We start from the raw sequence: 18,935 nt of genomic DNA on the forward strand, positions 1-18,935 counted from the left end.
AGCCTGCCCCCGGCACCGGGGATGCGCACGCGGTTACGGGGCCCGGGACGACCGTGTCAGACGCCCGCGTACGAGTGCTTGCCGCTGACGAAGATGTTGACGCCGTAGTAGTTGAACAGCCAGCAGCCGAAGGCGATCATCGCCAGGTAGGCGGCCTTGCGGCCCTTCCAGCCGGCCGTGGCCCGCGCGTGCAGGTAGCAGGCGTAGGCGATCCAGGTGATGAAGGACCAGGTCTCCTTCGGGTCCCAGTTCCAGTACCGGCCCCAGGCGTCGCCCGCCCAGATCGCGCCCGCGATGATCGTGAACGTCCACAGCGGGAAGACGGCGGCGTTCACCCGGTAGGCGAACTTGTCCAGGGACGCGGAGGCGGGCAGCCGCTCCAGCACCGAGGTCGCGAACCGGCCGGGCCGGCCGCCGCCGAGGAGCTTGTTCTCGTACGAGTCCTTGAACAGGTAGAGGATCGTGGCGACCGCGCCGACGTAGAACACCGCGCCGCAGAAGATCGCGGTGGAGACGTGGATGTACAGCCAGTACGAGTGCAGGGCGGGCACCAGCTGGTCGCTGGCCGTGTACAGGACGGTGACCGCGAGCCCCAGGTCGAGCAGGACCGTCGTGATGAGGAACAGGCCGAGCCAGCGCACGTTCTTCCTCAGCGCCAGCAGCGCGAGGTACACGCCGACGGCGACCGTGGAGAAGGTGATGTTGAACTCGTACATGTTGCCCCACGGCGCCCGCTGCACGGAGGCCGCGCGGGCGACGACGCCCACCAGCTCCACGAGGAAGGCGAGCGCGGTGAGCGAGACGGCGATCCGGCCGTACAGGTCGCCCTGGACGTCCCCGCCGTGCGCGCCCGGCCCGTCCGGCACGTCCCGCGCGCCGGACGCCGAGCGGACGACGACCTTCGGCCGCTCCAGCACGGCGGTCCCGCCGGCCTGCCGCACGGTGACGGCCGGGGCCTGCCCGGTCCCGGCCGGCGCCGTCAGCGCCGCGGCCGTCCGGGCCACTTTGCTGCGGCTGCCCAGGAGCCACTCCGCGATGTACGCGAAGAACGCCAGGGTGTAGACGGCCATCGACGAGTAGATCAGCGTGTTGCTGATACTCGCGAGGTGTTCGTTGGTTGCGGCGGCGAGAGTCACTTCTCAGCCCCTTCGGCAGGTACGACTGGGGATTCGGAGGAGTCGTCGCCGGGGTCGGGTGCCCCCGGCGCCTGGTCGTAGAGGATGCCGGCGAGGTCGCCCAGCTCCTCGGGCACCTTCGCGGACTCGCTGCGGCCGAGCCCGGCCATCTCCACCACCGTGACGCCGTCGGCGCCGCGCACCGCACGCACCCACACGCGGCGGCGCTGGATGAACAGGGAAGCGGCCAGACCGAAGATCGCGGCGAGGGCACCACCGAGCGCCCAGCCGCCGCCCGGCTCCTGGACGATCTCGAAACCGGCCCACTCCTTGACGTCCTTCTCGAAGGTGATGGACCCGGCGCCGTCGGGCAGCTTCAGCGAGTCGCCCGGCTGGAGCAGCTTCTTCAGCAGCTGACCCTTGGCGTCCTTGAACGCCTTCATATGGGTCTTGTCGAGCTGGTACACGTTCTGGGGGCCCGCGTCCACGCCGAGGTCGCCGTGGTACGCGTTCACCGCGAGCAGCGGGTTCAGCAGGGCCGGGTACTGCGAGAGCATCGTGCCGCTGCGGGCGCTGAACGTCGGCACGAAGAACGTCTGGAAGCCGAGCTGCTCCTTCACGCCCTTGCCGTCGCGGTAGTCGTCCATCACCTTCACGACGCCGTTGGAGGTGACGTTGCCGTCGAGCGGCAGCAGCGGCACCGCGTCGCGGTAGACGACCTTGCCCCTGCCGTCGCGGACGGTGATGACGGGCGCGTAGCCGTGGCTGACCAGGTAGACCTTGGCGTCGCCGATCTTCAGCGGCTCGTTGACCTTGACGGTGCTCGGCCGCTCCTTGCCGTAGGCGCCCTCGCTGTAGCGGATCCGCGCCTCGAAGGTGCGCGGGGTGCCGCGGTTGGGGCCGCTGGTCTCGTAGGTGGCCCGGAAGTCCTTCAGGTCGAAGCTGAACGGCACGAGGTCGTCGGTGCGGAACAGGCTGCCGGACTTGAAGTCGTCGTACATCGGCAGCGCGTTGGAGAAGCCGTCGCCCTCCACCACCAGCTTGGTGCCGTCGGACTTGTACAGCTGGCCCGAGGCGAAGGCGACCAGCAGCACGATCAGCGCGACGTGGAAGACCAGGTTGCCCACCTCGCGCAGATAGCCCTTCTCGGCGGCGACGGCGTCACCGGCGGCATGGGCGCGGAAACGGCGCCGGCGCAGCAGGGCGAGCGCGGCCTCGCGGACCTGCTCGGGGTCCGCCTCGGTGCGCCAGGTGGTGTAAGCGGGCAGCCGGGTCAGCCGCCGGGGCGCGCCCGGCGGACGGCCGCGGAGCTGGCCGACGAACTGCCAGGTGCGCGGGATGATGCAGCCGACGAGGGAGACGAACAGCAGGATGTAGATCGCGGAGAACCACACCGAGCTGTAGACGTGGAACAGGCCGAGCCTGTCGTAGACCGGCGCCAGCGTCCGGTGGGCGGCGCGGAAGTCCTCGACCTTGCTCGCGTCGGCGCCGGTCTGCGGGATCAGCGAACCGGGGATCGCGCCGAGCGAGAGCAGCAGGAGCAGCAGCAGCGCGACCCGCATCGAGGTCAGCTGCCGCCAGAACCAGCGCACCCAGCCGACGACCCCGAAGCCGGCCGGGGCGGCCTGCTCCTCCCGCGGCGCGGTGGACAGCTGGGAGCCGGCCGCCCCCAGGTCCTCCTGCTCCGCACTCTTGCCGGTGTCGGTCTTGCTCATCGGTCAGATCCCCACATCGAAGCCGTCGGACCAGGTCTGCATGTGCTGGATCAGACCGCTCCAGGCGCCGGTCAGCAGCAGCACACCGGTGAGGATCATCATCGAGCCTCCGATGCGCATCACCCACACATAGTGGCGCTTGACCCAGGCGAAGGCGCCGAGCGCCTTGCGGAAGGCGATCGCGGTGAGGACGAAGGGCAGGCCGAGGCCGAGGCAGTAGACCAGCATCAGCAGCGAACCGCGCGCGGCGCTCGACTCCTGGAAGGAGAGGAGGTTGACCGAGGAGAGCGTCGGGCCCATGCAGGGTGTCCAGCCGACACCGAAGAGGGCGCCGAGGAAGGGCGCCCCCAGCAGGCCGCCCGTCGGCCGCCGGTGGAAGCGGAACTCGCGCATGGTGAACCAGGGCATCAGCCCCATGAAGAACACGCCCATGGCGATCATGAGCACGCCGAGCACCTTGGACAGGGTGCCCTGGTACTCGATCAGGTTGGCGCCGAAGTAGCCGAACAGCGCCCCGCTGGAGACGAACACCGCGCTGAAGCCCAGCACGAACAGGGCGGCGCCGGCGACCATCCGTCCCCGTCGTGCCTCGGCCAGGTCGGAGCCGGCGACGCCGGTGACGTAGGAGAGGTAGCCGGGGACCAGCGGAAGCACGCAGGGCGAGAAGAAGGAGACGAGCCCGGCGAGCAGGGCGACGGGCAGGGCGACCAGCAGGGCGCCGTGCAGAACGGTCTGATTGCGTCCCGGGCCCGCCTCCGCGGCCAGCGTCAGCAGTGCGCTCACGTCACTTCTCCGCGAGGACCGGCTCGACCATCTTCAGCAGGGTCGTGTCGTCGAGCGCCTCCAGGGCGCGCGCGGCGATCCTGCCGTGCCGGTCGATGATGAGCGTGGAGGGCACGAGCTGCGGGTTGAGGGTGCCCTTCTTGAAGCGGAGCATCAGCCGGCCGGTGGGGTCGTAGAGGCTCGGGTACGTGATGCCGCGCGCCTTCTCGAAGGCGAGCGCGGGGATGGTGCTGGCGTCCCGGGTGTTGATGCCGACGAACTGGACACCCTTGCCCTCGTACTGCTTCGAGACCTTGGCGAAGTACTTCCCCTCCTCCCGGCACGGTCCGCACCAGGAGCCCCACACGTTGAGGACGACGACCTTGCCCCGGTAGTCGTCGACGTCGAGGGACTTGCCGTCGACGGTCTTGCCGGACAGGTCGGGGACGGCGGCGCGCTTGCCGGCCGGGACGGTGTCGATGCCGTCGTGGCCGGTGACGAAGTTGGTGTCGCCGCCGCCGCCGGAGATACCGCCCTTACCGCACGCGGACACGGTCAGGGCCGCGACGGCGGCCACAGCGCTGAGCAGGACGGCGCGGCTACGGGTACTCATGTGAAAAGTTTCGCATGCCTGTCCGGCGCATTTCGCGCGCCCCCCTGCCGGGCGGAAAACCGCATTTCAGGGCGTATTTACAAGGGACATATCAGGCAACAGCGACACCGGCCCCCTCAGGTGGCGTCGGAGGAGGCCGCCTTGCCGCCCCGCAGGAACTGCTTCCACCCCCCGGCGGGCCGCTGCCCGACCTCCAGCGTCCGCAGCCGGGCGAGCACCTCGGGCTTCTGCACGTCCATCCAGTCCACGAACTGCCGGAAGGAGACCAGCCGGACGTCGGCGCCCTTCTCCTTCTCCCGCGCGATGTGCCGGAAGGCCTCCTCGACGGCATCCATGTAGATGCCGCCGTTCCACTGCTCGAAGTGGTTGCCGACGAAGAACGGTGCCCGGTTCGTCTCGTACGCCCGCCGGAACCCCTGGATGTACGCCTGCGCGGACTGCTTGCGCCAGGCCGGGTAGTTGTACGCGGGCGCCTTGGTCGAGTTCACGGACTGGTTGGCGAGCATGTTGTAGTCCATGGACAGGACCTCGAACGAACGACCGGGGAAAGGTATCTGCTGGAGGGGCAGATCCCAGATCCCCAGCTTCTTCGCCGGCCATACCTGACGGCCGCCCGGCGAGGAGGCGTCGTAGCGCCAGCCCAGCTCGCGGGCGGTGGGCAGCAGGTTGTCCTGGCCGAGCAGACAGGGCGTACGGCCGCCGGTCAGCTCCTTGTCGTAGTCGAACGGCAGCGACGGCAGATCGGTCCACCCGGTGTTGGTCCGCCACTCCTTCACGAACGCCTTGGCCTGCCGGATCTCGCTCCCCCACTGCTGCGGGGTCCAGTTGCCGACCGTGCCGTGACCGGCACAGAAATGTCCGTTGAAGTGCGTGCCGATCTCGTGACCCTCCAGCCAGGCCCGGCGCACGTTGGCCAGCGTGGCCTTGATGTGCGGGTCGGTGAGGTAGCCGATGTCGGAGGCGCCGCGCGGGTTGTTCGGGGGCTCGTACAGCCGCCGCTTCGCCTCGGGCAGCAGATACAGCCCCGAGAGGAAGAAGGTCATGCTCGCGCCGTGCTCCTTGGCCAGGTCCAGGAAGCGCGGGAAGAGACCGTTGCCGACCTCGCCGGCGCCGTCCCAGGAGAAGACCACGAACTGCGGCGGGGTCTGCCCCGGCTCCAGCGGCTCGGGCCTGGCCGGCTGGTGCGGCTGCCGGCCGGTGAAGGAGGTCGAGCCGTCGCCGATGGGCCGCGCCGGACGCGTGCCGCCGTTGCTTCCCTGCTCCTTCTTCCGCCCGCCGGAACCGTCCGGGTGGCCGGCACCGTCCGAGGACGTGGAGCTCCCGCACCCGGCCAGCGAGGCGGCCGCCGCCGCCCCCGCGCCGAGGCCGAGTGCTCCCCTCCGGGAGAGGGTGCGGGAGAAGGTGCGCATGGAGATCCCCGATCGTCACGCCTGCTGGTGGTCACCCAGTCAGAGGGCACGAAGATCGGGGAGGTTCCTATGATTCTTATGTTTTTCGCAATATCTCTGGCGGAATACCCTAAGTCACACCAATCGGACTCTGTGTTCCCGCAAGCCCGTACGGTCAGGCGCCGAAGGCCTTCCCCTGCGCCGTGCCCCCGCCCTTCTGCGGCTTGGCACCGGCGCGCAGATGGACCGGGACGAGATCGATGGCGGGCTCGCTGTAACCGACCGACACGATCCTGTCGCCCTGGTACGTGAACGTCGTCAGGGACGCGAGCGTGCACTGCCGCCTGCGCGGATCGTGCCACAGCCGCCGCCGCTCGACGTACGACCGCACGATCCAGATCGGCAGCTGATGACTGACCAGCACCGCCTCGTGCCCGCGCGCCCGGTCCTTGGCCGCGTTCAGCGCGCCCATCATCCGCACGACCTGGTCGACGTACGGCTCGCCCCAGGACGGCCGGAACGGGTTGACGAGGTGCTTCCAGTTGTCCGGGTTGCGCAGCGCGCCGTCCCCGACGCCGAACGTCTTGCCCTGGAACACGTTCTCGGCCTCGATCAGCCGATCGTCGGTGTCCAGGTCCAGCCCGTGCGCCTTGGCGATCGGCGTGGCCGTCTCCTGCGCCCGCTCCAGCGGCGAGGCGCAGACATGGGTCACGTCCCGCGGGGCGAGGTGCTCGGCGACCCGGTCGGCCATCTGCCGCCCCAGCTCCGAGAGGTGGTACCCGGGCAGCCGCCCGTACAGGATCCCGTCCGGGTTCTCGACCTCGCCGTGCCGCATGAGGTGGACGACGGTGATGTCCTTGTTGTCACTCATGCCGCTGTGGCCTCCGCAGCCGCCCGGGCCGCCGCCGGAAGGGCGTCGGCGATCTTCTGGATGGCCCGCTCGTCGTGGGCCGTGGAGACGAACCAGGACTCGAAGGACGACGGCGGCAGGTAGACGCCGTTCGCCAGCAACGAGTGGAAGAACGCGGTGAAGCGGAACGATTCCTGCCGCTTGGCGTCCTCGTAGTCACGCACCTGCCGGTCCGTGAAGAACACCGAGAACATGTTGGAGGCGGTCTGGAGCCGGTGCGCGACACCCTCCTTGGTGAGCGCCTCGCTGACGAGGGACCGGATCTGCGCCGAGACGGCGTCCACGGTCTCGTACGCCTTGTCGTCCAGCAGTCGCAGCTGGGCGAGCCCGGCGGCGGTGGCGACCGGGTTACCGGAGAGGGTGCCGGCCTGGTACACGGGCCCCGCGGGGGCGAGGTGGGCCATGACGTCGGCCCGGCCGCCGAACGCCGCGGCGGGGAACCCGCCGCCCATGACCTTCCCGAAGGTCATCAGGTCCGGCCTGACCCCGTCGACCCCGTACCAACCGGCCCGGCTGGTGCGGAACCCGGTCATGACCTCGTCGGAGATGTACAGGGCGCCGTTCTCCCGGCAGGCGTCCCTCAGCCCCTGGTTGAACCCGGGGTCCGGCGGCACGACACCCATGTTGCCCGGCGAGGCCTCCGTGATCACGCAGGCGATCTCACCCGGGTGCCGGTGGAAGGCCTCCTGCACGGCCTGCAGGTCGTTGTACGGCAGCACGATCGTGTCGCCCGCCTGCGCACCGGTGACACCGGGGGTGTCGGGCAGCGCGAACGTGGCGACCCCGGACCCGGCGGCGGCGAGCAGCGAGTCGACGTGCCCGTGGTAGCACCCGGCGAACTTGATCACCTTCGACCGCCGGGTGAAGCCGCGGGCGAGCCGGATGGCGGACATGGTGGCCTCGGTCCCGCTGCTCACGAGCCGCACCTGCTCGACGGGCTCGACACGGGCGACGATCTCCTCGGCGAGCGCGACCTCGCCCTCGCCGGGCGTGCCGAAGGACGTACCGCGGGCGACGGCCTCCTGGACGGCGGCGATGACCTCGGGGTGGGAGTGGCCGAGGATCATCGGCCCCCAGGAGCACACGAGGTCGACGTACTCGCGCCCGTCGGCGTCGGTCAGCCAGGCCCCCTTGCCCGACACCATGAAACGGGGGGTGCCGCCGACGGCGCGGAAAGCACGCACCGGGGAGTTCACACCGCCCGGCGTGACGACGGAGGCGCGGTCGAAGAGCGCCTGTGAGACGGGCGCGTCGTAGGGATAGGGCGTTTCGCTCAGGGCACTCATGACGTGCGTCTTCTCCGACTTCTCGGACTCCGGTTGCGGGGTGACCTCCTCAGGGTAGGCCGCGCCCCGACCGGACCGCGGTCGGCCTCGGGATCGCAGCGCCGCCATCCGGCGGGCATCTGCGAGACTGGCAGCTGATACACACAGCTCCTGCGCACGTAATCATCAGAAGCCGGGTGATCAGGGGCCGGACGGATCCCGTGGACTGTTGTTCCACCGCACGTTTCGGCGGGCGGCCGTGGGGGAGGTCACTGACACGATGATCGGGTTGCGCGGCGGGGGCCACGCGTCCTAGAAAAGCAGTCGGGTGGAGATATGCATCGCGGTGGCGGACTGGGCGAGGGGACTGACGACCTGGGTCCTCGACGTGCCCGGCGGGGAAGGCACCGGCGCGACGCGGAGGAAACGACCGAGAGACGACAGGAAACACGGCAGGCCGACGCACGGCAGTCCGAGGCGCGGCAGGCCGACGCATGGCAGTCTGAGGCCCGACAGGCACAGGGTGTACCGAGCGAGCCCGAGCGGTACGAACGGCAGATCGACCGGGAGCGGATCGACCTGGAGCTGGACCGCGAACTGCACCGGGATACCGACCGGGATCCGGAGCAGCGGCGGGACGGCAGGCAGGACCGGACGGCCGACCGCCGGCTCGACCACCGGGTCGACCGCCTCCGGGCGGAGAGCAGGAATGGTGGTCGGGTGGGGGTGACGTACAAATACTTCGGCGCGCCGGACGGTGCGACCGCGGCCCGCGTTCCCATCTCGATGCGTCCGGAGGAACTCGGCGGGGACGAGCTGGGCATGAACGGCATGTTCACCAAGATCAAGCCGGAGACGATGGCCGCGATGGTCCTGACCGGCATCGAGGGCGTCCCCCTGCACAAGGTGCCACCCCTGGAACTGGTCGTCCTGCACCCCGACTACGCGGTCGTCAAACTCCCCATGACGGTCGTGGACCCCCTGCGGGGCATCGGCGAGGAAGCGGTGGGCGCGGCGGCGTTCATCTGGTCGACGGTTCCGGACCGGGGCGGACCACGCGACGCGTTCAACGTGTACCAGCTGCTGCACGAGTGGCAGGACTTCAGCCACCGGCTGCATGAGGCGGGGCATCAGCCTTATTGCCTGGTATGGCCCTGAGCTGGGTTTCTTGCGGATCGGGCGGGGTCTTCGGGCCTCGCCCTTTTTGGTGCCGGAGGGGGCCGTCAGGCGGCCAGGGCACATTGAGGGCACAGTCGTACTGCTGGGGGCGCGGATGTGCAACCATGCCGTCCAACCTGCGGCAGCAACTCCTTCGCCACCGCCGCAACCGGCACAGCGACGCTGATCACGCCCGCGCGGACAGCTTGGGAGTGAGCAGGTCCAGCGCCTCCTTCCAGCAAAAGCGGTCCGCCCCACCCCCGGCCTTCGGCCGATGCGGCTCGTACGAGCCGAGCAGGACACCCATCTCCCGCAGCCGCTCCAGGCTCTGCCGGTACGCGGGATGCACACTGCGCCGAAGCCCAAGCCGCCCCACGAAGCCCGGCCATCCCGCCCCCCACGCTGAGAAAGGTGCTGGATGTACTCGCCACCACCTGACCCCACGAATCAGCAACGCATGCGCCGAGCCTTCACGCGGTCCGCAGAGACACCGGGCGTCGGTACCCGCCCAGCCTGTGCAGGTGAAGGATGCCGGACAGGACCCGGACGGCGACTCCGGCGGGACTCTGCCGCCGTGTCGTTCCATTTCAAGGTCGAGCCGGCCATTGAGGGGCTGTTGATCGTTAGGGTCGAGATCACCACAGCGACGGATGGGGGAACCATGCATTCAGTGGACAGTGCGCTCGTGCTCGGCCCGGGCGGGCACGTCGGTACCGCCTGGATGGCGGGACTCGCCCACGGGCTGCGCGGCCTGGGCGTCGACCTGGGCGCGGCGGATCTGGTCGTCGGCACCTCAGCCGGCGCGATCGTGGGTGCCGCGCTGGCCACGGGCAAGGACCTCGCACACTTCGCCGACCCCGCCGGCAGCAGCGGCGGCGGTCCCCGGCCGCCGCAGGCCGATCCGCAGCGCATGGGTGAGGTCTTCGCGGTCCTCGGTGCCGGCCTGCCACCGGAGGAGGCCCGTCGGCGGGTCGGGCGGATCGCCCTCGACGCGGCCGATCCGGAGGCCGAGCGGGCCCTGGTCGCGGTGCGACGTCGGCTCGTCGGCACGGACGCCTGGCCGGCTGGGCGTCGCCTGCTCATCCCTGCCGTGGAGGCGGGAGGCGGCGAACCGGTGGTCTGGGATCGCGACAGTGGCGTTCCACTGGCGGCTGCTGTCGCGGCCTCCAGCGCGTTCCCGGGCGCGGCGCCTCCCGTCTCGATCGGCGGGCGCCACTACATCGACGGCGCGCTGCGGGCAGGCACCAACATGGACCTCGCGGCCGGTGCACGTACGTTGGTCGTCGTGGAGCCGATGGCGCGTCAGGCCCCCGGGCGGGCAGCGTCGGCCGCGCCGGGCGCGGAGACGGTGGTGTCGCTGTTCCCGGACGAGGCATCGGCGGCGGCGCTCGGCACGGACCCGTCGGACCCGTCGGCGTGGGTGCCTGCGTTCCAGGCGGGGCGGCTGCAGGCCGCTGCCGCGCGGAAGCAGCTGGCCGACTCCTGGGCGCCGGCGAGAGGCGAAAACTTGGCCTGAACGCCTCCCCAGGCACGTGCCCCGAGGGCACACCCAGGGCACATGAGTGCGGGAAACGGCGTTGACCACTTCAGCCACAGGCTGCATGAGGCGGGGCATCAGCCGTGCCGCCTGGTGTGGCCCTGAGCTGAAAGTTTGGTGGGTTCGGCGGGGTTTCGGGCTGCGTACTGTCCGGGGCCACCACCGCCCGGTGTTCCGCATCGGCCCGCACCACCTCTCCGGCGGCGTCCGGGAGGTACCCGTTCGCCGGCGGCAGGTGCTCACTACGATCGGCGGTCATGGACTGGCTCGAGCGTGTCGCGAGGCTCAGGCAGTGGACCAGGAGCGGGAAGCGGGCCCCGCACAAACCGCTGCTGCTCCTGTACGCCCTGGGCCGGTTCCAGCGGGACGGGGACGGTGAGCTGCGCTACAGCGCGGTGGAGGCGGATCTGCAACGGCTGCTGGCCGAGTACGGGCCGCCGAACAGGACGACGCCCGCCTATCCGTTCCACCATCTGGTGAACGACGAGGTGTGGGAGGTGCGCACGGACCGTGGGTACGGCAGTCCGGGCAGCGGTGTGCGGGATCTCCGGGAGACGGGTGCCACCGGGCGGCTCGCTCCGGGACTGAGGGATGCCCTGCGGAGCGAGCCCGAACTGCTCGGCCGTATGGCGCGGTTGTTGCTCGACCGGCATTTCCCGCCCTCGCTCCACAGTGAGCTGTGTGAGTCGGCCGGGCTGGAGACGGAGCCCGGGGACGTCGTACGGCTCCCGGTGGTACGCAGGCAACGGGACCGGCGCATGCGCGAGCTGGTGCTGACCGCTTACGAGTACCGGTGTGCCTTCTGCGGTTACGACGGCAGGATCGGTACCGTCCCGGTGGGGCTGGAGGCCGCACACGTGCGCTGGTGGGCCTTCGGCGGTCCGGACGACGTCGACAACGGGCTGTGCCTGTGCTCCCTGCACCACAAGCTGTTCGACAAGGGCGTCCTCGGGATCGACGGCGGCCACCGCGTGCTCGTCTCCCAGCGCTTCGTCGGCCACAGCCCCGCCGCCCGCGAGCACGTCATAGCCCTCGCGGGCCGGCCGCTCCTCGGGCCGCAGCCCGGCGCGCGGCCCGTCGCCGCCGGCCACCTCGCCTGGCACGCCGGCCAGGTGTTCCACGGCACGCCACGCCCGGCCGTCACGGCCTGAGCCGCCGGGTGGCCGTGCCGGCAGACGGTCAGGTGCTCGCCAGCGGGTCAGCCGGGCCTGTGCGCGACCGTGAAGTGGCGGTCCGGGCCCGGGTTCTCCAGTTCGTCGAGCACGGCCACCGCCAGGTCCTCCGCGCTGATCCAGGAGCGGCCGTCGGCGTCGGTGAGCAGGGTGTCGGTGCCACGGCGGTAACGGCCGGTCCGGGGGCCGGGTTCGAGGAGGGCGGGCGGGCTCAGGTAGACCCAGTCGGCGCCGGCATGGGTCCGGCAGGTCCTCAGCTGGGCGACGCCGGCCGCAGCGGTCGTCGTCACCTCCGGGGGTACGTACGCGGGGTTGTCGGCCACGAGCAGGCCGGGGTCGCCGGGGCTGCGCAGGGCGCCGGCGCCGCCGGTGACCAGGACGCGGATGCCCAGGTGCGCGGCCTCGTCCAGCACCGTGCGGGTGGCGGTCACCAGGAAGTCCCGGTCGGCGGGGAACGTCCGTACCGCCAGGACGACCGCCTCCGCTGTCGAGTCGGCCAGGGCCCGGCGTACGGCGCCCGGGTCGCTCACGTCCACCGCGAGTGGTGTCACGGCCGGGTCGTCGTGCGCCGGTTTCCGGGACAGGGCGACCACCCGGTGTCCGCGTGCACGGGCTTCGGTCACCACCCGGCTGCCCACCATTCCGGTGGCGCCGAGCACCGCGATCGTCTTGCGCGTCCTCATCGGATCCGTCCCCCTGATATCGGCTCGTGCGCAGTGGTTCTGCCGTCCCGGGCCGCGATCAGCGGGGAGCCGATCGAGGTGGGAGGCATGGGTGAAGTCTCGGGCGCGGCCGCGCATGAGAACAACGCATGGTTGTGATCGCAGTGATGAGTACTGACCATGGATATGTGGATCTTCAGCAGATGCGGTACGCCGTCGCCCTGGCCGAAACCCGTCACTTCACCCGCGCCGCCGAGCGCTGCGGTGTGGTGCAGTCGTCCCTCAGCCACGGAATCGCCGCTCTGGAGCGAGAGTTGGGGGTGACGCTGTTCGCTCGCTCCAGCCGGCGGGTCGAACCGACCGGTGCCGGGGAGGCGTTCGTGGGCCGGGCGCGCGGGTGCCTGGCCGCCGCCGACCTCGCGGTGGCCGACGCCGTCGCGGCGACCGGTGTGCTGCGGGGGCGGCTCGGCGTCGGGGTGATCGTGACCACCGCCGCCGTCGACGTACCGGAGCTGCTCCAGCGCTACCGCGGCCGGCATCCTCAGGTGCGCGTCGCCCTCCGGTCGGGGCGCAGCGACGAGCTGGTGGCGGCGGTCCGCGACGGCGGACTGGACATCGCCTTCGTCGGGCTGCCGGAGGGTGAGCTGCCCGCCGGTGTGGAGTACGTCGCTCTCGATCACGACGCGCATGTGCTGGTGGCGCCGTCCGCGCATCGGCTGGCCGGCGCCTCCCGGGTGACGCTGCGGGAGATCGCGGAGGAGACGTTCGTGGACTTCGTGGCCGGGACGCCCGGACGGGCCCAGTCGGACCGGGCGTTCACCGCGGCGGGGCTGGTCCGTGACGTCGCGTACGAGGTCGGTGTCGTGGAGCTGATCACCGGGCTGGTCGCGCGGGGCCTCGGCGTCGCGCTGCTGCCCTCGGCGTTCGTCCGGCCGGTGGTCGCCGCCGATCCGGGTCTGGCGCTGGTCCCGGTGGCCGACGGGCCGCGGCGCGTGGAGCATCTGGCGTGGAGCCGCTTCAATCCCAGTCCCGCCACCCTGGCGATGCTCGACGTCCTCGGGGTGCGGCGGCCGGCGTGACCGTGACGGTCGGGCGGGGTTCGGGGCGGGGGCGGGTGGGGGGTCGACCTGGGGGACGTGGTCGTGTTCGCCGGCAGGCGCAGGCCCGCGTCGGACGGGGTGCCGGGTTCGGCCGTGTACGTGATGAGGCGCCGGCCCGCCGCCCCGGGCAGGCACAGGTTCCCCAGGCTCAGGCGCCGTGGCCACCACCGCGACGTCGGGTACGGCGCGGTGGCGGTCCTCGGCGGTCCGCGGACCGCGATCGCGGTGAACGCGGCCGTCGCCCACCCCGGCACCCCTGCCGGCGGGTTCTTCCCGCGGCGCGGGGCGCGGTGAACCCACCGGTCAGACCGGCTGGAGCACGTCCGTCAGCCCCGCCTCCTCGAACGCCCGGACCACGTCGTCCCGGCTCTCGGTGAAGTGCGCCCAGCTGTCGCAGTGGGCGGCGACCACCCGGCGCGCCCCGAGGAGCTGGGCGGCGGTCGCGGTGCCCCTGCCGTCGAGGACGAGGAGGGCGTTGTCCAGGACGGGCAGGCGGGGCGCCCCGGAGAAGAGGACGGCGGTGTCGACGGGGCCGTACCGGACGGCGATCTCCTTGACCAGGTCCAGGGAGGCGTTGTCGCCGCTGACGTAGACGGTGGGCAGGTCGGTGGCGGTCAGCAGGAAACCGGTGACCTCGCCGACGATCGGCTCGGATCCCTCGGGACCGTGCAGGGCGGGGGCCGCGGTGACGGTGAGTGTGCCGCCGTCCGGGCGGGGCAGCTCGACGGACTGCCAGGGGGTGAGCGGTTCGGTACGGCCGCCGAGCCGGCCGGCCGCGGCGGGGGTGGTGAACGTGCGGGGCACGTCGGCGAGCAGGGCGCGGCCGGAGTGGTCGAGGTTGTCGGCGTGCTGGTCGTGGGAGAGCAGGACGACGTCGACGGGGTCCAGTTCGGCGAGGGGGATGCGGGGCGGGGCGGTCTTGGTGAGCACCCGGCCGCTGGGCGCCGGGTAGTCGCCGGGGTCGTCGAAGGTCGGGTCGGTGAGGAAGCGCAGACCGCCGTACTCGATGAGGACAGTGGGGCCGCCGAGGACCTCTACGGGAATCCGCATACCAAGTCACCTCATGGATAGAAGGGGTGTCATCCGTGAGAGACGCTAGCCCTGTCTCACGGATGCGCGCAAGCCCTACCATGAGATACGTGAGTGAGCGCGACGAGACACCGGAGAGCACGGAGACGGCCGAGACCGCCGGGGCCGCAGCAACGCCCGGGGCACCAGAGGGAGAGGGCGCGGGAGGGCCGGGGGAAGACCGGGGTTGGCCGCCGGTGCCTGCCGCCCCCGGCGCCGCGCACCATCCCGCGCTCGACCTCGCCAACACCGACGTCGCTCTGCCCGGCGGACAGTCGGTGGACTTCCTCGCCACGCCCGCCGCCGCCCGGCGCTGGCTGGTGGACCGCGGCCTCGCCCCCGCCGACGCCGATCTGCGCGAGACCTGCGCGAGCCGGCTGCGCGCCCTGCGCGTACAGATCCGGGCGCTGCTCGCCGCCCGGACCACCGGCGCCCCCGCGCCCCGGGCCGCGCTGGACGCCCTCAACGAAGCGCTCACCCGGGCCCCGGCCGCGTCTCTGCTGCACTGGTCCCCGGAGCGCGGCCTGTACCGGGTGGCCGCCCACCCCACCACACAGATCGTGGAGCACGCCCTGGCCGCGCTCGCCGCCGACGCCGCCGACCTCCTCACCGGCCCCGACGCCGAGCGCCTCACCGCGTGCGGCTCCGCCCCCTGCAACCGCTATCTGCTCCGCCACGGACGCCGCCACTGGTGCTCCACCCGCTGCGGCGACCGCGCCCGCGCGGCCCGCGCCTACGCCCGCAGAACCGCCACCGCCCGCACCACGCGGGAATGACCGCCCGGCGGCTGGCCGGTCAGCAGTACGGTGATTGGCCGGTCAGCAGTACGGGGGCTGGTTGGTCAGTGACGACGCCACCCGCATCCACACCCCGAACTGCCGGTACAGCGCGGGCAGCCGGTCCGACGCCCGAACCGTCCGCGCGTCGTCGGCCGTCACGCCGGGGATGCCGAGCAGGGTGGCGGCGACCGAGGCGGACTGCCAGCGGACGGTGAGCGTGGCCTCGGCGGTGGACGGCGTGGGGCGGGGCGGAGCCGCGCTCAATGCTCGCCTGACCGTCTCCTCGATGGCCTCGCGGGCCTCCGCCTCCGGCCGCAGCTCGGCCGCGAACCGGTCGCGGGCGTATTTCACGGGCACGGTGGCGACCGACGCGTCCCACTCCGTCATCTCCGCGCACGCCGCGTCGTCACCCGTGAGGGCCACCACGGGCACCCCGAGGGCCGCCGCCGTGGCGTGTGCGAGGCCGATCTCGCCGACCGGGCGGCCGTCCAGCCACATGTCCTCGATCTCGTGCCCCATGAAGCTGTGGCTGAGCACGCCCAGCGCGCCGGCCCGGGAGTGGTAGCCGACGCACAGCACGGCGTCGTACTCCCCGGTCAGGCCCTCCAGCATCCCGAGGCGCTTGGGCTTGCCGCGCACCAGGCGGGCCGCCGGGTGCAGGGCCTCGGGGAGCAGGTTGCGCATCGTTCCGTGGGCGTCGTTGACGAGGATGTCGGTGACGCCGGCCGCCAGCGCGCCCCGTACGGCGGCGTTCACGTCCTCGGCCATCATGGAGCGGCCCCGCTCGTAGTCCCGGCCGCCCGGCTGCACGTCGTCGGCGTCGACGAGCCCCGTGATGCCTTCCATGTCCGCGCTCAGGTAGATCGGCACGGCGTCGACCCTAACCCGGGCCTACGTATTGTGGTTTTCCAACCGCCAGCGGCCACCGGGCTGTTCAGACGTCTGTTCATCGGGGGATTCATGCAGGACACCACGGAAGCGGAGCCCACCGGGGAGGTCTGTGCGCGCAGCCTCGTGCCGACGCTGGCCGTCCTCGTCGTCAGCCTCGCGATCGCCGCCGTCGGCGTGTACGAGTTGTGCGGCTTCGGCCTGCACAGCCTGGACCGGCGCCCGCACCTGTTCAGCGACGGCCTGGCGACCGGCGGGGTGATCGTCGCCACGGTGGCCGCCGGGGCCGCGGTGGGCAACCTGGCCTGGCTGCTGACGGCGGCCCGGCGCGACGGCGACGGCTGACGGGCGGCGGTCGACGGCTCACGGCCGGCGGCCGGCGGGCGGCAGCTCACTGCCGGCGGGATCCGACGTGCGGCCGCCGTCGCACCGGCGGCCCCGTCGGATCCCGCCGACCCGTCAGACCCCGTCAACCCCTGCCGGAGCTCGTCAGCCTGTCAGACCCCGCCGCCCCCGCTGCGCGTGAACCCGCCCCCGGCCGTGAAGCCGATGACGGCCCCGCCGCCCTCCCGCCGGAAGGCGAACGGTGCCCCGCCGTGTGCCGTCGCGACCTCGCGCACGATGGACAGGCCGAGGCCCGAGCCCGGCAGGGAGCGCGCGTCGGCGGCGCGGTAGAAGCGGTCGAAGATGCGGTCGAGGTCGCCCTCGGCGATCCCCGGCCCCCGGTCCCGCACCTCCACCCGGACCGTGCCCGGCCGCGCCGGCCCGGTGACGGTGACCTCGATCGGCGCCCTGCCGTCCCGGTCGAACTTGGCCGCGTTCTCGACCAGGTTGGAGATGGCCCGCTGGAGCATCCCGGGCCGGCCGTCGGTCGTCGTGTCACCGCTCGTGCGCAGCACGATGTCCCGGCCGGTACGGCGCCGGGCCAGCCCGACCACGTCCTCGGCCAGATCGGCGAGGTCCACCCGCTGGGGCGGCTCGCCGTCGGACTGCCCGGCGGCGAGGTCGACCAGCTCGTTGACGAGGTCGGTGAGTTCGCGGGCCTCCTGGCCGAGGTCCGCGACCAGCTCCTCCCGCGCGTCGGGCGGCAGTTCGTCGATCCGCCGCAGCAGGGAGATGTTCGTCCGCAGCGAGGTCAGAGGGGTGCGCAGCTCGTGCCCGGCGTCCTGCACCAGACGCCGCTGGTCCTCCTCGGACTGGGCGAGCCGCCCCAGCATGCGGTCGAAGGCCCGGCCGAGCCGTCCCACCTCGTCCAGACCGGCCACCGGTACCTGGATGCCGAGCTGGCGGGTGCGGGCCACGTCCTCCGCGGCCGAGGTGAGGACCACCAGGCGCCGGGTGATGCGCCGGGCCAGCCACCAGCCGAACAGCCCGGCCGCCACCACGACCGCCGCCATCAGGATCAGCGTGCGCCGCTGCAACGCCCGCAGCAGGTCCTCGGTGTCGCTGAACTCCTGCGCGACCTGGACCGCGCCCCGCCCGTCGCCGAGCGAGACGGTGGCGATGCGGAACAGGTCCTCGTCCACCCGTACGTCCTTGTGCTGGACCACTCTCCCGGCCGTCCGCGCGAGGGCCGTGGACCGGTCCCGGGAGGTGACCGGCAGCACCGGGTTGCCGTGGTCCATGATCTGCCCCCGCGCGCCGAGCACCTGGACGTCGGTGCGGGCGGGGCGGACCAGGTCGTGCCCGGGGCGGGAGGACGAGAAGTCCCCGGGGACCATCTCGTGCTGCCGTACCTCGTCCTGGACGTCCCGGACGACCTGCGTGAACACCGACTGCTGGTCGACGCGGACCAGCCGCGCGGCGGAGTTGTACGACAGGATGCCGACGAGGATCGTGACGGCGGCGGTGACGGCCGCGAAGGAGACCGCGAACGTGGTGCGCAGGGAGACCAGCTTCGGCCGGGGCCGGGCCGGCAGCCGCCAGCGGCGTCCCACCTAGTCCTCCCGGAGCACGTAACCCACGCCGCGCACGGTGTGGATCAGCTGGGGTGCGCCGGGCTCGTCCAGTTTGCGGCGCAGGTAGCCGACGTACACGGCGAGGTTCTTGGATCCGGGCCCGAAGTCGTACCCCCAGATCCGGTCGTAGATCGTGGAGTGGTCGAGCACGATGCCCGCGTTGCGCACGAGCAGTTCGAGCAGCTCGAACTCGGTGCGGGTCAGTTCCAGCTCGCGCCGGCCGCGCCAGGACCGGCGGGCCCGGAGGTCCATGCGGAGACCGGCGGCCGCCAACTGACGGTCGGAGGAGCCGGACGTCTCCCGTCCGGGCCCTTCCCGTCCGGGCCCTTCGCGTACGGCGCTCTCGCGTACGGCGCCCTCGCGTACGACGCCCTCGCGTACGGCGCCTTCGGGGGTGGCGTCGCCGGCGGGCACCGGGCCGGTGCGGCGCAGCAGGGCGCGCAGCCGGGCGAAGACCTCCTCCACGTCGAACGGCTTGACCACGTAGTCGTCGGCGCCGGCGTCCAGGCCGGCGATGCGGTCGGCGGTCTCCACGAGGGCGGTGAGCATGAGGATCGGGGTGCGGTTGCCCTCGGTGCGCAGCACGCGGCAGACCTGGAGGCCGTCGATCCCGGGCATCATCACGTCGAGGACGAGGACGTCCGGCGGGTTCCGGTGGGCCTGGGCCAGCGCTTCCACGCCGTCGGCTACCGCCGTCACCTCGTACCCCTCCAGGGTCAGGGCGCGCTCCAGGGCGTGGCGGATGGCGCGGTCGTCTTCGGCGAGCAGCACAGTCGGGGGCACGCCCCCAGTCTGCCAAGGCCGCCGCCGGTTCAGCCGGGGGCGACGGCCCCGCGATCACCCTT

Annotated in this window: 18 protein-coding genes and 1 pseudogene; 6 read left to right on the forward strand and 13 right to left on the reverse strand. The window is 72.1% G+C overall.

Annotated features, from left to right (window positions below; genetic code table 11):
• Positions 1–56: 56 nt before the first annotated feature.
• From ccsB to hemL, 7 genes are all read right to left on the reverse strand, one after another.
• Positions 57–1,136 (reverse strand): c-type cytochrome biogenesis protein CcsB, encoded by a 1,080-nt coding sequence (gene ccsB, locus ACF1BE_RS21590; protein ID WP_392200626.1) that lies wholly within the window; start codon positions 1,134–1,136, stop codon positions 57–59.
• Positions 1,133–2,830, reverse strand: a complete 1,698-nt coding sequence (locus ACF1BE_RS21595) for a cytochrome c biogenesis protein ResB (protein WP_392200627.1) — start codon at positions 2,828–2,830, stop codon at positions 1,133–1,135. Before ACF1BE_RS21595 ends, ccsB begins: the two co-directional genes overlap by 4 nt.
• 3 nt (positions 2,831–2,833) lie before the next feature.
• Positions 2,834–3,613 carry a cytochrome c biogenesis CcdA family protein gene (locus ACF1BE_RS21600; RefSeq protein ID WP_392200628.1) on the reverse strand — a complete coding sequence of 260 codons (780 nt, stop codon included), beginning with the start codon at positions 3,611–3,613 and terminating at the stop codon, positions 2,834–2,836.
• A 1-nt stretch (position 3,614) separates the two neighbouring features.
• Complete coding sequence (locus ACF1BE_RS21605; protein WP_392200629.1) at positions 3,615–4,205, reverse strand: TlpA family protein disulfide reductase; 591 nt, start codon at positions 4,203–4,205, stop codon at positions 3,615–3,617.
• Positions 4,206–4,321: 116 nt separating this feature from the next.
• Positions 4,322–5,614: a hypothetical protein gene (locus ACF1BE_RS21610; RefSeq protein WP_392200630.1), complete on the reverse strand. Its 1,293-nt coding sequence runs from the start codon at positions 5,612–5,614 to the stop codon at positions 4,322–4,324.
• A gap of 154 nt (positions 5,615–5,768) precedes the next feature.
• A complete protein-coding gene (locus tag ACF1BE_RS21615) occupies positions 5,769–6,464 on the reverse strand; it encodes a histidine phosphatase family protein (RefSeq protein WP_392200631.1) in 696 nt (231 codons plus the stop codon).
• Positions 6,461–7,780 (reverse strand): glutamate-1-semialdehyde 2,1-aminomutase, encoded by a 1,320-nt coding sequence (gene hemL, locus ACF1BE_RS21620; RefSeq protein ID WP_392200678.1) that lies wholly within the window; start codon positions 7,778–7,780, stop codon positions 6,461–6,463. The genes ACF1BE_RS21615 and hemL overlap by 4 nt, the downstream gene beginning before the upstream one ends.
• A 708-nt stretch (positions 7,781–8,488) precedes the next feature.
• On the opposite strand from hemL, the gene ACF1BE_RS21625 reads away from it, so the two are divergent.
• Complete coding sequence (locus tag ACF1BE_RS21625) at positions 8,489–8,926, forward strand: hypothetical protein (protein WP_003974483.1); 438 nt, start codon at positions 8,489–8,491, stop codon at positions 8,924–8,926.
• A 187-nt stretch (positions 8,927–9,113) separates the two neighbouring features.
• Here the strand turns inward: ACF1BE_RS21625 and ACF1BE_RS21630 are convergent.
• Positions 9,114–9,275 (reverse strand): annotated as a pseudogene (locus ACF1BE_RS21630) (flavoprotein); the annotation flags it as partial.
• A gap of 225 nt (positions 9,276–9,500) precedes the next feature.
• On the opposite strand from ACF1BE_RS21630, the gene ACF1BE_RS21635 reads away from it, so the two are divergent.
• On the forward strand, positions 9,501–10,442 hold the full coding sequence (locus ACF1BE_RS21635) for a patatin-like phospholipase family protein (RefSeq protein WP_392200632.1): 942 nt from the start codon (positions 9,501–9,503) through the stop codon (positions 10,440–10,442).
• A gap of 278 nt (positions 10,443–10,720) precedes the next feature.
• Positions 10,721–11,614 (forward strand): phosphorothioated DNA-binding restriction endonuclease, encoded by an 894-nt coding sequence (locus ACF1BE_RS21640; RefSeq protein WP_392200633.1) that lies wholly within the window; start codon positions 10,721–10,723, stop codon positions 11,612–11,614.
• 47 nt (positions 11,615–11,661) lie between these two features.
• Here ACF1BE_RS21640 and ACF1BE_RS21645 read toward each other — a convergent pair whose 3' ends face one another.
• On the reverse strand, positions 11,662–12,318 hold the full coding sequence (locus ACF1BE_RS21645; protein WP_392200634.1) for an NAD(P)-dependent oxidoreductase: 657 nt from the start codon (positions 12,316–12,318) through the stop codon (positions 11,662–11,664).
• Positions 12,319–12,485: 167 nt separating this feature from the next.
• On the opposite strand from ACF1BE_RS21645, the gene ACF1BE_RS21650 reads away from it, so the two are divergent.
• A complete protein-coding gene (locus ACF1BE_RS21650; RefSeq protein WP_392200679.1) occupies positions 12,486–13,376 on the forward strand; it encodes a LysR family transcriptional regulator in 891 nt (296 codons plus the stop codon).
• A 324-nt stretch (positions 13,377–13,700) separates the two neighbouring features.
• On the opposite strand, the gene ACF1BE_RS21655 is transcribed toward ACF1BE_RS21650, so the two are convergent.
• Positions 13,701–14,447: an MBL fold metallo-hydrolase gene (locus ACF1BE_RS21655; protein WP_392200635.1), complete on the reverse strand. Its 747-nt coding sequence runs from the start codon at positions 14,445–14,447 to the stop codon at positions 13,701–13,703.
• Positions 14,448–14,662: 215 nt separating this feature from the next.
• Here ACF1BE_RS21655 and ACF1BE_RS21660 point away from each other — a divergent pair, with 215 nt between their 5' ends.
• Positions 14,663–15,241: an ABATE domain-containing protein gene (locus ACF1BE_RS21660; protein ID WP_392200680.1), complete on the forward strand. Its 579-nt coding sequence runs from the start codon at positions 14,663–14,665 to the stop codon at positions 15,239–15,241.
• A 42-nt stretch (positions 15,242–15,283) separates the two neighbouring features.
• On the opposite strand, the gene ACF1BE_RS21665 is transcribed toward ACF1BE_RS21660, so the two are convergent.
• Positions 15,284–16,114: a M55 family metallopeptidase gene (locus ACF1BE_RS21665; protein WP_392200636.1), complete on the reverse strand. Its 831-nt coding sequence runs from the start codon at positions 16,112–16,114 to the stop codon at positions 15,284–15,286.
• A 90-nt stretch (positions 16,115–16,204) separates the two neighbouring features.
• Here ACF1BE_RS21665 and ACF1BE_RS21670 point away from each other — a divergent pair, with 90 nt between their 5' ends.
• Positions 16,205–16,477 (forward strand): hypothetical protein, encoded by a 273-nt coding sequence (locus ACF1BE_RS21670; protein ID WP_392200637.1) that lies wholly within the window; start codon positions 16,205–16,207, stop codon positions 16,475–16,477.
• A 152-nt stretch (positions 16,478–16,629) separates the two neighbouring features.
• Here the strand turns inward: ACF1BE_RS21670 and ACF1BE_RS21675 are convergent, their stop codons facing one another.
• Both ACF1BE_RS21675 and ACF1BE_RS21680 read right to left on the reverse strand, forming a co-directional pair.
• On the reverse strand, positions 16,630–18,069 hold the full coding sequence (locus tag ACF1BE_RS21675) for an ATP-binding protein (protein WP_392200638.1): 1,440 nt from the start codon (positions 18,067–18,069) through the stop codon (positions 16,630–16,632).
• Complete coding sequence (locus ACF1BE_RS21680; protein ID WP_392200639.1) at positions 18,070–18,873, reverse strand: response regulator transcription factor; 804 nt, start codon at positions 18,871–18,873, stop codon at positions 18,070–18,072.
• Positions 18,874–18,935: the final 62 nt, after the last annotated feature.

This window comes from Streptomyces sp. NPDC014991 (assembly GCF_043080665.1).
Classification (GTDB): Bacteria; Actinomycetota; Actinomycetes; order Streptomycetales; family Streptomycetaceae; genus Streptomyces.

Coding starts and splice junctions, on each gene's coding strand:
- ACF1BE_RS21640 (WP_392200633.1), top strand. CDS start 10,721: ATGGACTGGCTCGAGCGTGTCGCGAGGCTCAGGCAGTGGACCAGGAGC.
- ACF1BE_RS21655 (WP_392200635.1), bottom strand. CDS start 14,447: ATGCGGATTCCCGTAGAGGTCCTCGGCGGCCCCACTGTCCTCATCGAG.
- ACF1BE_RS21645 (WP_392200634.1), bottom strand. CDS start 12,318: ATGAGGACGCGCAAGACGATCGCGGTGCTCGGCGCCACCGGAATGGTG.
- ACF1BE_RS21615 (WP_392200631.1), bottom strand. CDS start 6,464: ATGAGTGACAACAAGGACATCACCGTCGTCCACCTCATGCGGCACGGC.
- ACF1BE_RS21605 (WP_392200629.1), bottom strand. CDS start 4,205: ATGAGTACCCGTAGCCGCGCCGTCCTGCTCAGCGCTGTGGCCGCCGTC.
- ACF1BE_RS21670 (WP_392200637.1), top strand. CDS start 16,205: ATGCAGGACACCACGGAAGCGGAGCCCACCGGGGAGGTCTGTGCGCGC.
- ACF1BE_RS21610 (WP_392200630.1), bottom strand. CDS start 5,614: ATGCGCACCTTCTCCCGCACCCTCTCCCGGAGGGGAGCACTCGGCCTC.
- ACF1BE_RS21595 (WP_392200627.1), bottom strand. CDS start 2,830: ATGAGCAAGACCGACACCGGCAAGAGTGCGGAGCAGGAGGACCTGGGG.